The sequence below is a fragment of the Bacillus sp. CH_70 genome (assembly GCF_038007045.1).
Taxonomy (GTDB): Bacteria; Bacillota; Bacilli; order Bacillales; family Bacillaceae_G; genus Bacillus_A; species Bacillus_A cereus.
On sequence record NZ_JBBOWL010000001.1, the window covers coordinates 4,551,053 to 4,563,148 of the forward strand.

The window sequence follows — 12,096 nt, forward strand, 5'->3', positions numbered from 1 at the left end:
TAAAGTGTTTTTTCTGAAAATAATAAAAACCGAGCGATTTCGCTCGGTTTTTTATTAATCTTCTTTCGGAAGAACAATTCCTTTATACAATTGAACTGTAATAAGGTAATAAATCGTGTAAATAACTACGAAAATTACGATTGGTACCCAAATACGGAAGTACGGATCGACTAAAATAAATCCGAAAATATTCATACCAACTAATACGTGAGCGATACCCACAATTGCTGGGAATAAGAATACTAAGAATAACTCTTTATAAATTGATTTCGTTAATAATTCACGGCGTACACCGATTTTACGAAGCATTTGATAACGCGTAATATCTTTTGATGCACCAGAAAGAATTTTGAACATAAGACAGCTTGCCATCATTGCTAAGAAAGCAATTCCAAGGAAGAAGCCCATAAACACTGTTCCGCTCGCAAGACCGTAGAACATGTCATATACTTGATATTTACTACTCATTTGCTCAGCTTTTATATTTTTATATTTAGCTAGCTGCAACTCGTCAAGTTTTTTCCATTCTTTTGTGTGTGCTACGAAATCGCCTGTTTTTCCAGTAAATACGATTCCTTCTTTACCATTTACAGTATCGTACATTTTTTGATCTACAATTTTAATGGCACGATCTTGGTATATATAATATGGTTGGATTGTTCTAAATGCCTCATCCCATTCTTCAGGCATTGCTTTTTCATTTTGAGTTTGTTCTGAGCTCACTCCTGCTACTGTACCTACTGGAGCCTCTCCTGAAATTTCTTTATATTTACCGAAATTCTCTTTACCTACACCATTTCGAATAAATGGCTTATGTTTCTCTAAATCTTCTTTTACATAATAAATATATTTGTCGTCTACCTTATAACGATACTCAGCTTTACTTTTAAATGATATGCCCTCTAAAATTTTCTTCTCTTCAGCTGTAGGATTATGAATAACTGAATCATAAATTTCAAATCCATCAACCGTTTTTATAACGTTATTTTTAAACGCCATACCACCTGAAATTGCACCAGCTCCAAGAGCAACTAACATCGCTACCGTAGCAAGCACTTTCGTTAAGCTATTAATACGGAAATTTAATTGTGCAAATGTAAAAGCATTAAGTCCTTTTTCACTACGCTTTTTATTACTCTTTAACTTTTTAATAATGACTGGAAGGAGTGATCCAAATAGCATGTAAGTACCTGCTGTTGTTGTAATTAATGCAATAAGGATTCCCATTTCTCTTAGTTTTTCCATGTAAATCATTGATGCATAGCCAATTCCTAATAAAATAACCGCTAGGAATGCAACTAAACCTGTCATTTTTCCTTTTACTGCAACACGCTCTGTTTGCGCATCTGCATGTACAAGTTGCAGTACAGAAATACGTGATAATTTAATACTGTTCATAACTGCTGATAATATAAATAGCGCAAAGAAGAAGATGCAAGTAACAGTCATAGATGGCAGGTAGAATGCTTTATAGCCTTCACCAGCAAATTCTAATTGTTTCATTAATAACTGTCCGATACCTTCTGCAAGTCCTATCCCAACCACAAGTCCAATTGCAAGAGAAGCAGCCCCTAATACAATCGTCTCAATAAACATAAGTAATGTAACTTTATGTTTTTTCGCTCCTAACATCATATACATACCAAACTCTTTTTGACGAAGAGATAATAAGAAAGAGTTCGCATATAAAATATAGAAGAACGTTATGATTGCTAATAAAAATGAACCTGCTTGGAATACGAATCCAATTGATTGAATAACTGAGTTGGATTCAATAAACGCTTTATTCAGCGCTAACGTTTGAAACATATAAAAAATTGAGATAGACATGACAAGACCGACAAGTAAGACGATATAATCTTTCAGCTTACTTTTTAGCCCTGACATGGAAAGTTTGAATAACATGCTCTAGAACCTCCTTTCTTACGCTTTTTGTGTACCTAAGTCCGCAAGCACATCTAAAATTTCTTTATAAAACTCTTCACGTGTACCGTCCCGATGAATTTCTTTATATAGCTCACCATCTTGAATGAATAAAATACGCTGACAGTAACTTGCACTGTACGGATCATGTGTAACCATCATAATAGATACGCCTTGATCTTTATTTAAGTTTGTCATCGCATCAAGTAAACTCGTTGCATTTTTAGAATCAAGCGCTCCTGTTGGCTCGTCCCCTAAAATAATTGCAGGCTCATGTACTAAAGCACGCGCTGCTGCTGAACGTTGTTTCTGTCCACCAGATACTTCAGATGGATACTTTTGAAGAATTTCTGTAATCCCTAACATATCCGCTACTTTTTCTACTTTCGGTCCAATATTACGTGACGCGACACCTTGAAGAGATAATGGAAGTGCGATGTTTTCATAAATAGATAAGTTCTCTAATAAGTTAAAGTCTTGGAAGATGAATCCTAATTTTTGTGAACGGAAATCAGAAAGCTCACCTTGCTTCATTTTCGTAATATCCGTACCCGCAATTTCAACAACGCCGCCCGTTGCTTTATCAAGCGTTGAAATTACATTTAATAATGTCGTTTTACCAGAACCAGATGGTCCCATAATCCCTACAAACTCACCCTCTTGAATTGAGAATGAAACACCTTTTAATGCATGTGATTGGTTCTCACCTTTTTTACCGTACACTTTTTGAACGTTTTTCACGTCTACAACTGGTTTCGTCATATATATCCTCCTACGCTTGTTTTTCCATTACCTATTTTGCGCTTTTTAGAGGCGAACTGCTATTTGTTAACATTACATTTACCTTACACTTTTGTAATATAAAAAGATGAGTGTGTAAGGTTCGTTGATAAATGAAATTTTATTAGCGATTTCTCAAATATATCGGCGATTCGCGAACGAATATCGACTTACCGAAAAAGATGACAATAAAAATGGGCTGTTCCACAAAAGGGACAGCCCACTTCTCTCTTTATTTCTTTAAAGGTGTTACCGTCCAATACGTAACAACTCGCCAAATCCATTCTAATGGACCCATTTTAAAGATTTTCATCCAAATCACACTAAACACAATTTGAATTGCATAAATTGCAATACACACATATAAAGTCTGCATGTACGTTAAGTTTTCTGCAAAGTTAAATACACTTCCTGCGATTAAAATCATTGCAGTTTGTCCAATATAATTCGTTAAAGCCATGCGGCCATAATATTTCAGTGGTGCTAACAATGTTTGAACTGGTTTTAATTGAAGTAATAAAATTAATGCTCCAACATAGAAAGCTGAAATAATCGGTCCAACTGTAACACCAATTTTTAAAAATTGGCTTGCAGCATTCATTGTTCCATCCTCATTCTCAAGTATCATATTTATAAATGGTTCAGCAGGAACGTGCCCATATTGATACCATACAGCTATGACACTTAAAACAAACATAATACCTGTAAAAATAGCGACTTTCTTTATATTTTGCGCGAGATTTTCAAATACACGATATTGTCCTGCAGCAAGCCCTAATAAAATTAAGCCAAGTGGTAATAGTTCTTTAACTCCCATTACACTGAAGGCAATTGTCAAAATAAGTCCTAGTACTAGGTTCACTTCTTTTTTCGCTTTATAAAACGGTAAAACGATTAACCCGCAAATTGCGTATAACGCTAGCGCTTCTCCAGGCTGAAACATTTGATGAATTAAACCAAAAATAAATAGTGCAACTAATCGGCGTAAAAATAAAACATAGCCATTTTTCCCTTTCGCAATCGCTCTTGAAATAAAGATATAAAATCCCACTCCAAATAAGAATGAGAAGATTGAGAAGAAACGACCTTCTACAAATAAATATAAAAATCTTTGATAGCTCGCATCCACTGTATTAGGATCTGGGATTTTAATATGAAGTAGTGCAAGAATATTTACTAAAATAATCCCCAGTAATGCAAAGCCACGAATGTAATCTAACTCATCAATTCGCTTGTTTGTAATATTGTTCCCCATAAAGCAACTCCTTGTATAAAATTTAATCCTTCCTTACTCTACTGGAGAAAGCTGTTCACAACTATCGACAAACCTTACATAAATCTTACATTATTGTCATATAGCAAAATAAAACCAGGTCATATTTCGACCTGGTTTACTCTGATTGTTTTGATTTTTGAGGTTGTCCTTTTTTACTATTACGCTGTTTCACTTGAACAATCGGATCAAGCTCATTCGAAAACTCAGCGTTATGTCCATTTTGCGTTTTTTGCTCTGGGTTATTTTGATCTGAACGTTTCGCCATTACATTCACTCCTTATTAGTGCGGTGTAATAATCATTTGATGTTGCAATTGGCGAATTGCCATACGTGCTCTATTTAATTGCTCACGTTGCTCATCATTCGCATGTTGTTGCATCGTTTGTAAATCGTTATATGCTTGTTCTAATTGCAACTGCGCATCCGAATACTCCATCGTATTATAATGCTCTTGTCTCATACCTTGGTCTAATTGTTCTTTCGCATATTCCACCGCTTGTTCCGCTTGTGTAATATACGATTCAAGTGATTGACGCTCTGCCATAATTGTCCCTCCTTGCTTCAATTCCCCTTTAGTGTGTCCCTTCCTTATGAACCTTATGAGTATGTTATAATGGATTTTGTGTTATTTTGACTCGGCTTAGGAGGGAAAGTAATGAAGGTTCAAAACCCTTTTCCATATACAAACGACAATAAACGTTATCATACATGGAATTATCATTTACGAAATGAATTTGGTGAAAAAATCTTTAAAGTTTCATTAGATGCTGGCTTCGATTGCCCGAACCGTGACGGTACAGTTGCTTATGGCGGTTGTACATTTTGCAGTGCTGCTGGATCTGGTGACTTCGCTGGCGATCGCCGCGATGATGTTATAACGCAATATCATGAAATGAAAGAAAAAATGCGCTCAAAGTGGAAAGATGGAAAATGTATCGCTTATTTCCAGGCTTACACAAATACACATGCACCACTTGAAGTGTTAAAAGAAAAATTCGAACCGCTTCTAGCAGAAAAAGACGTTGTCGGTCTTTCTATTGCGACTCGTCCAGATTGTTTACCGGACGATGTTGTTGAATATTTAGCGGACTTAAATAAACGCACTTACCTTTGGGTTGAACTCGGACTACAGACTGTTCATGAACGTACTGCAAATCTTATTAATCGCGCTCACGATTATCCGTCTTATGTGGAAGGTGTAAATAAATTACGTAAGCACGGCATTCGAGTTTGTTCTCATATTATTAACGGCCTTCCACTTGAAGATTACGACATGATGATGGAAACAGCTCGTGAAGTAGCTAAGCTTGACGTACAAGGAATTAAAATCCACTTACTTCACTTATTAAAAGGAACGCCAATGGTGAAGCAATATGAAAAAGGACAACTCGAGTTCCTTTCTCTTGAGGATTACGTAAGTCTCGTTGTTGACCAACTTGAAATTATTCCAGAAGACGTAATTGTGCACCGTATCACAGGTGACGGTCCACCTGATTTAATGATTGGCCCAATGTGGAGCTTAAATAAATGGGAAGTATTAAATTCCATCGATGCAGAATTTGTACGCCGCGGAAGCTGGCAAGGAAAATATGCAAATGAGGAGAAACAAAAATGAAATTAGAACGTGTATTACCGTTTGCTCGCACTCTCTTGCAAACAGCAGTAAAGGAAGGCGATTACGCTGTAGATGCAACTTTAGGAAACGGCCATGACACTTGCTTCCTAGCTGAAATCGTTGGAGATAACGGAAAAGTATTTGGATTTGATATTCAAAAAGAGGCAATTGAAAGCTCAACAACTCGTCTAAAAGAAAAAGAGCTTTTCGAACGTACTGTTTTAGTTCACGATAGTCACGATACGCTTCTATCCGTATTACCGGAAGATGCAAAAGGAAAAGTAACAGGCGCAATTTTCAACTTAGGTTACCTTCCAGGCGGAGACAAGCATATCGTTACAAAACCGAACTCAACAATCTCAGCGATCGAACAATTATTAGAAGTAATGGCACCTGAAGGTATCATCGTCCTTGTTATTTACCACGGACACCCAGAAGGGCAAGTAGAACGCGACGCTGTGCTTACATTTGCCGAAGAACTAGACCAAAAACAAGCACACGTACTGCGATACGGCTTCATTAACCAGCAAAATAACCCACCATTTATTGTGGCGATTGAGAAGCGATAAAGTGAAACTTTAATCAGTGGGGGCATCCCCACTGATTATTAGTTGAACCAATCGGGCATTTATGGGCAGTTTATCTCCCACCTAACCTCTTTGCTCCAGGCGAATTTTAAGGTGGGAGTTTTACTGCCCGTTAATGCGGGGTAATATATCAACGATTTTTCAATTATATCTATCGTAACTCAGGATATATCAACGATTTTTTCGATATATCTATCATAACTTACAATATATCAACGATTTCTCGGATATATCGATTGTTCGACAAAACATAACAAAAAAAGACGTGCACTCATTGCACGTCTTTTTTTATTCTCCTATATAATGGATATAAACATTCTTAAAGGAGACGAAACAATGATCGGAATACTAGCAGGAATGGGACCAAAATCAACTGGGCCATTCGTCGATACAGTTGTAGCAAAGTGCCAAACAATATACGGAGCAAAGCATGATATGGACTTTCCTCATATGATGATTTACTCGTGCCCAACACCTTTTTACATGGATCGCCCTATTAATCACGAAGCGATGAAAAAAGCGATTATTGAAGGAGCACAAAAACTTGAAAGTACTGGCGTAAGCTTTATCGCTATGCCGTGCAATACGGCGCATCTTTATTTTGAAGAATTACAGCGTTCGCTTTCTATCCCGATTTTAAATATAGTCGATGAGACGTTAAAAACAATTCCTGAAAATACAAAAAGAGTTGCTCTTCTCGCAACAGAAGCAACTGTTCAAGCTGGGATTTACCAAGATGGGATTGCAAAACGTAATATAGAGTTCATTCATCATGAAAAATGGCAGGAAATGATTAATCAAATTATTACTTGGATTAAATCTGGAGAGAGTGAAGAAGCTCGCGAATTGTGGAATGCGCTCGTTTTACAGTTGGAAGATGAAGTAGATACTGCAATTATCGCATGTACCGATTTGAATGTAGTGGCAAATGAGGATTTTGTTGATTCCTCTCAATGTCTTGCTGAAGCGGTTGTTGAAATGTATTTATCAAATAAGTAGAAACATTTATAAACGTTGAAAACCCTAAAAACTTTTAACTTTCTTCACAATTCTTTCAAAGTAATCACACTTAATCTCGCTATATTAAATAAGTAGTTATTCATATAGGGAAGGTTAGGGGAACTGAAAGTATGAAACAAAATCGTTCGCTTCATTACATTTTTTGGCGTTGGCATTTTTATGCTGGACTTTTTATTACGCCGCTTCTTATTACGTTGTCACTGAGCGGAATTGGGTATTTATTTCGGGAGGAAGTTGAAGATTTCATCTATAAAGATTTATATTTTGGGAAGAGTGCTCAAACAGAATCTATTTCGATGTCTGATTCTATTTCCTTAACAGAGAAAAAATATCCACATTATAGCGTGGCGAAAATTAGTGAGTTTAATGGGGATTATAATACAAGACTTACAATTGCAAATGAGTATACTGGGCAACAAAAATATGTGTATTTAGATAGTAATAATCAAATTGTTGGGGATCAAAACGCAAGTGAAACATTTGCCAATATAATGAGGGAATTACATAGTTCTCTTTTAGTTGGTGGCACTGTCGTCAACTATACTGTAGAACTTGCAGCATGCTGGACAATCTTTTTAATCGTAACCGGATTGTACATGAGTATACGCCAATTCAAAAACACACCCTCATCCAATAAGCGAGAAAAAGCAAAAAGACGTCATTCTATTATCGGTATTATATTTACAATTCCTCTCTTTCTGCTAATCGCATCTGGATTGCCATGGTCAGGATTTATGGGGAACCAAATTTATAAAATTGCATCTTCTAATGAATCACTCGGATATCCAAAATTGTACATGGCACCGCCTGAATCAAAGGTAAAAGAATTGCCGTGGGCAACAAGAAAAGAAGCTCCTCCTGAATCGAATTCAAATGAACCGAAAGCAATTTCTGTCGATGAATTACAAAAAGGAATTGAAATAAAGAAGCCATATGTTATTTCACTACCAGCTGATCCGAAAGGTGTATTCACTGTTTCAAAATCGAGCGGTTCTGGTATTACAGGGATGCATGTTGCACCAAGTGAAGAGATAACAGCTTACTTTGATCAATATAGCGGGGAACTCATTTCAAAAACGGACTACCGTGATTATGGATTACTTGCACAATGGTTCACTTACGGTATCCCGCTTCATGAAGGACATTTATTCGGATGGCCAAATAAAATATTATGCTTACTAACGACATTATCTCTATTACTTCTTATTTATTACGGAGTAAAAATGTGGTTAGCAAGAAAGCCAAAAGGAAAATTAGCAGCACCTCCAAAGCAAAGAGATAAGAAAAGTATATTCGTTTTCTTTATCATGATGGTTATATTAGGCGCTGTCATGCCTTTATTCGGACTATCTGTTTTAGTTATTTTTGCAATTGAACTTCTTATATATGTATTTTCAAAAATACGATCATAATAAAAAGCATTTGTACTCTCGTGTACAAATGCTTTTTATTTACTGTTCTCTTTTTTTCTACCACTTATTAAAAAAACAATATCTACTATAATAATCAATGCAATGATAATTTGAGCTACATAATCCATCGTTGTAGGACCGCCGGTTTTATTCATCATCATATACATTCCAGTTACAAATGAAATGGAAAGTAGCACAAGTAATGTTACTTCAATATTGTCATATAGCTTTTGAAACAATGGCTTCATTTCCACCACCTTTACCATATTATAACAAAGAAAACCACTCTACATGAGTGGTTTTCTTCATCACTGCGCCATTTTCTTTCGGTACATCTTCCCGTTCCAATAGAAGAATCGTGAAGTGAGGCCTCCGTACTTTACAATGCGCCGTGCCATTTTGTGCATATTCTTTTGTGCTGATACTTTTTGATCTGATAAATAAATACCAAGTAACCCTCGGCTTATAAGGCGATGAAACTTCGCATGAGGCAAATCACCAATGCTCTTCTCTGCTTCTTCTACAAAGTGTTTCATACGATCTAATATAGCTTGCTCGTTTTCATAATAACTACAGAAATTCAAATCCCCGCCTATACGGTCTTCTTCTTGATCAATGAAATAATCAAGTAAGATATGAAGTCCTTGTACGTAAGGAAAGTATCCTTGTCTAATTTTCGCAATATCTTCATCATGTAACTCATCATGAAATGCATATGCTACAAGGCAGAAGATTCCAAGTGTAGAACCGGCACATGCTGAAAATTCAAACCAGCTCATCTCAGGTAAGTTTTCTTTATGTGCTTCAAACCAATTTTTCAGGCGCGGTTCTCTTTCTTCTAACTTCACGTGTTTATGAATTTGTAAATCACAATAATAACAAGCAAGTTCATGAAGAACAGGAGCAATTTTGTCATAGTGCTTCGTTTTCTTTAAAACATCTTGGCACGTTTCAACAAGTTCATCTAAATAACCACCATCATCTTGATCATCACGGTAACGATAATAATTACCGCCACCTTCCACTTCAGGTGATAGTGCCATTAACATTGATTCATGTAGCGCGGCAAAATCATTCGGATCAAGTGATGTACTGCGATCACATAAATTATCTAAATAGTCACTGATTGTTTGATACGCTACGATAAAACGAATACATTCCTCTCGGTGTTCATTTGCTAGCAGCGATAAAATGCCACCACCCTCACAATGAAACGTTTTATGCTCAATACTTGCGATTGCCTGACTATGAAGCTCATCATTCGGAATATGGTAGGCACGCTCTTTCCACATCGCTAGCTCATGGTGTACAACCGGAAACACATCACGGTATACTTTCGCCATGAGCGTTATGGGATTACTCGGTACGTTCACTTCTTCCTTCATCTCCTCTATTAAATGTACAAATAATGATTTATTTGTTTGTTTTTACTATATTATTGACATGCATTTCAGTAAATGACTGAATATAACTCAAAATTTCATCACGCTCATACTCATTTAATAACTCGTGATAACAATTCGGCCATTCTTTAAAAGCCTTATCACTTATTTTAACATTATCAAACCAAGTGCGGACACGTGTTTTATCTACAAGTTTATCCTCACAAGCTTGCATTAGCAAGAGCGGAACATCTGGAAAATCATCTATTTTTTTATGAGCAATTTCGATAGACTTAATCAATTCACTATACCAACGTACTGATACTTTGCGCAAGAACAAAGAATCATTCTCCATTGCATCTCTCACTTCATGGTTACGTGTTGACATTTCCACCGTAAGATTCGTTGCAAATTGCAATTTTGGAGCCACAACATTTAATATTTTTGAAGCAAATTGAAGCGGAGCAGAGGGTCCAGTCACTACCCCTAAACAAGGCGAACTCAAAATAATACCCTCTACATCTTCTCTCTTCGTTTCTTGCATCATACGAATGACAATAAGACCACCCATACTATGACCGAATAGAAAAATAGGTAATCTATACTTTCTTGCTTCTTTCACCCATAATTTAACTTCCTCTATGTATTCATCAAATGAATCAATATGTCCTCTATTTCTTGAAGTCGTTCCATGTGACGGAAGGTCCCCCATCACGACGTGGTAGCCGATATGATTCCACATTTCCGCAACGGCTTCGTAACGTCCGTGATATTCCATTGCGCCGTGCACAATAACAATGACAGCTTTCGCTTCCTCTGCTTCATAATTCCACATACGGACCTCCTCCATTTCACTCTTTCTCATAATTTGATACACTAAAACTAGTCTCTAGGAAAGGAAGACTTTACATGATATATCCTTACAAAGAAAAAAATCCGAAAATTGCGAGTAGTGCTTTTATCGCTGACTATGTTACGATTACAGGCGATGTTTCCGTTGGAGAGGAATCAAGTATTTGGTTTAATACGGTAATCCGTGGTGATGTGTCACCAACAATCATTGGAGACCGAGTAAATGTACAAGACCAATGTACCCTCCACCAAAGCCCTCAGTATCCTCTTATTTTAGAAGATGATGTTACAGTTGGACATCAAGTTATTTTACATAGCTGTCATATTAAAAAAGATGCTTTAATTGGAATGGGATCCATTATATTAGATGGTGCTGAAATTGGCGAAGGAGCTTTTATCGGCGCTGGAAGCCTCGTTTCACAAGGAAAGAAAATTCCACCAAACACGTTAGCTTTCGGTCGCCCCGCAAAAGTCATTCGTGAATTAACAGAAGAAGACCGTAAAGATATGGAGCGTATTCGTACGCAGTATGTTGAAAAAGGTCAATATTATAAATCACTACAAAAATGATTTTACTGCTGCCATAATACTGGCAGCTTTTTTTATATAAAAACTAACTTTTTCTTTACAAAACATTATTACTCCCTCAACAAAATCTTATTAAAATAAAAGCTAATATCTCCATATATATGTAAACGAGGGAGGAGAATTTTCATGAAGGTCAGTGGATTATATAAAATAGAATGTTACATTTTTAAAGGAATTAATCGCTACTTTGATCAAAAAACATTAAATATCTTTTTCAGCAATATTACCCATATCGGTGGTGCTACTTTCTCCATTGCACTTACACTTTTCTTTTTAATTTTTGCAAAAGGGACTTTACACCAAGCGGCAATCGCTGCTGCTATTTCTTTAGCAATTAGCCATATTCCTGTACAAATATTAAAAAGGTGGTATCCACGAAAACGTCCGTATTTAACAATTCAGGATGCGAAATATCCAGTCCATCCATTAAAAGACCACTCTTTCCCGTCTGGTCATACAACAGCCGTTTTCTCTGTCTTCATTCCATTTATTTGCTATAATCCAAGCTTACTTGCTTTCCTATTACCGTTAGCATTATGCGTCGGTATTTCTCGTATTTATTTAGGGCTTCACTATCCGTCAGATGTATTCGTCGGCATGTGCCTTGGCACTTGCTCTGGTATCATCTCTTTTTATCAATTCATCCCACTTTTCACATAAA

The 12,096-nt window shown here is 36.5% G+C and carries 14 protein-coding genes; 6 read left to right on the top strand and 8 right to left on the bottom strand.

Translation table 11 applies throughout. From position 1 onward, the window contains the following. Positions 1–54 precede the first annotated feature (54 nt). The 5 genes from N2V79_RS23285 to N2V79_RS23305 form a co-directional block, all read right to left on the bottom strand. The gene (locus N2V79_RS23285) at positions 55–1,905 is read right to left on the bottom strand and encodes an FtsX-like permease family protein (protein WP_088024867.1); all 1,851 of its coding nucleotides are present in this window, start codon (positions 1,903–1,905) and stop codon (positions 55–57) included. A gap of 18 nt (positions 1,906–1,923) precedes the next feature. Next, complete coding sequence (locus N2V79_RS23290) at positions 1,924–2,685, bottom strand: ABC transporter ATP-binding protein (protein ID WP_000165835.1); 762 nt, start codon at positions 2,683–2,685, stop codon at positions 1,924–1,926. A gap of 250 nt (positions 2,686–2,935) precedes the next feature. Beyond that, positions 2,936–3,958 (bottom strand): DUF418 domain-containing protein, encoded by a 1,023-nt coding sequence (locus N2V79_RS23295; RefSeq protein WP_069356334.1) that lies wholly within the window; start codon positions 3,956–3,958, stop codon positions 2,936–2,938. Positions 3,959–4,094: 136 nt separating this feature from the next. After that, positions 4,095–4,244 carry a hypothetical protein gene (locus N2V79_RS23300; protein ID WP_001129340.1) on the bottom strand — a complete coding sequence of 50 codons (150 nt, stop codon included), beginning with the start codon at positions 4,242–4,244 and terminating at the stop codon, positions 4,095–4,097. A gap of 15 nt (positions 4,245–4,259) precedes the next feature. After that, the gene (locus N2V79_RS23305; protein WP_000840869.1) at positions 4,260–4,523 is read right to left on the bottom strand and encodes a YtzC family protein; all 264 of its coding nucleotides are present in this window, start codon (positions 4,521–4,523) and stop codon (positions 4,260–4,262) included. A gap of 111 nt (positions 4,524–4,634) precedes the next feature. Here N2V79_RS23305 and N2V79_RS23310 point away from each other — a divergent pair, with 111 nt between their 5' ends. The 4 genes from N2V79_RS23310 (at position 4,635) to N2V79_RS23325 (ending at position 8,613) form a co-directional block, all read left to right on the top strand. After that, the gene (locus tag N2V79_RS23310; protein ID WP_000868033.1) at positions 4,635–5,594 is read left to right on the top strand and encodes a TIGR01212 family radical SAM protein; all 960 of its coding nucleotides are present in this window, start codon (positions 4,635–4,637) and stop codon (positions 5,592–5,594) included. Continuing rightward, positions 5,591–6,163 carry a class I SAM-dependent methyltransferase gene (locus N2V79_RS23315; RefSeq protein ID WP_000764492.1) on the top strand — a complete coding sequence of 191 codons (573 nt, stop codon included), beginning with the start codon at positions 5,591–5,593 and terminating at the stop codon, positions 6,161–6,163. Before N2V79_RS23310 ends, N2V79_RS23315 begins: the two co-directional genes overlap by 4 nt. A 354-nt stretch (positions 6,164–6,517) precedes the next feature. After that, positions 6,518–7,180 carry an aspartate/glutamate racemase family protein gene (locus N2V79_RS23320; RefSeq protein WP_340720250.1) on the top strand — a complete coding sequence of 221 codons (663 nt, stop codon included), beginning with the start codon at positions 6,518–6,520 and terminating at the stop codon, positions 7,178–7,180. Positions 7,181–7,311: 131 nt separating this feature from the next. After that, positions 7,312–8,613: a PepSY-associated TM helix domain-containing protein gene (locus N2V79_RS23325; RefSeq protein ID WP_098236127.1), complete on the top strand. Its 1,302-nt coding sequence runs from the start codon at positions 7,312–7,314 to the stop codon at positions 8,611–8,613. 35 nt (positions 8,614–8,648) lie between these two features. Here the strand turns inward: N2V79_RS23325 and N2V79_RS23330 are convergent, their stop codons facing one another. Genes N2V79_RS23330 through N2V79_RS23340 form a run of 3 tightly spaced genes read right to left on the bottom strand, consistent with a single transcriptional unit; the run spans position 8,649 to position 10,830 of the window. Beyond that, on the bottom strand, positions 8,649–8,879 hold the full coding sequence (locus N2V79_RS23330) for a hypothetical protein (RefSeq protein WP_140155680.1): 231 nt from the start codon (positions 8,877–8,879) through the stop codon (positions 8,649–8,651). A 42-nt stretch (positions 8,880–8,921) separates the two neighbouring features. Then, a complete protein-coding gene (locus N2V79_RS23335) occupies positions 8,922–9,986 on the bottom strand; it encodes a tetraprenyl-beta-curcumene synthase family protein (RefSeq protein ID WP_053563513.1) in 1,065 nt (354 codons plus the stop codon). A gap of 40 nt (positions 9,987–10,026) precedes the next feature. Then, on the bottom strand, positions 10,027–10,830 hold the full coding sequence (locus N2V79_RS23340) for an alpha/beta hydrolase (protein WP_000267421.1): 804 nt from the start codon (positions 10,828–10,830) through the stop codon (positions 10,027–10,029). Positions 10,831–10,904: 74 nt separating this feature from the next. On the opposite strand from N2V79_RS23340, the gene N2V79_RS23345 reads away from it, so the two are divergent. Together N2V79_RS23345 and N2V79_RS23350 are read left to right on the top strand one after the other, a co-directional pair. Continuing rightward, positions 10,905–11,417, top strand: coding sequence for a gamma carbonic anhydrase (locus tag N2V79_RS23345; RefSeq protein WP_000640208.1), 513 nt, complete (start codon positions 10,905–10,907; stop codon positions 11,415–11,417). Positions 11,418–11,561: 144 nt separating this feature from the next. After that, positions 11,562–12,095: a phosphatase PAP2 family protein gene (locus N2V79_RS23350; RefSeq protein ID WP_000868578.1), complete on the top strand. Its 534-nt coding sequence runs from the start codon at positions 11,562–11,564 to the stop codon at positions 12,093–12,095. The last annotated feature ends 1 nt before the right edge of the window (position 12,096 follow it).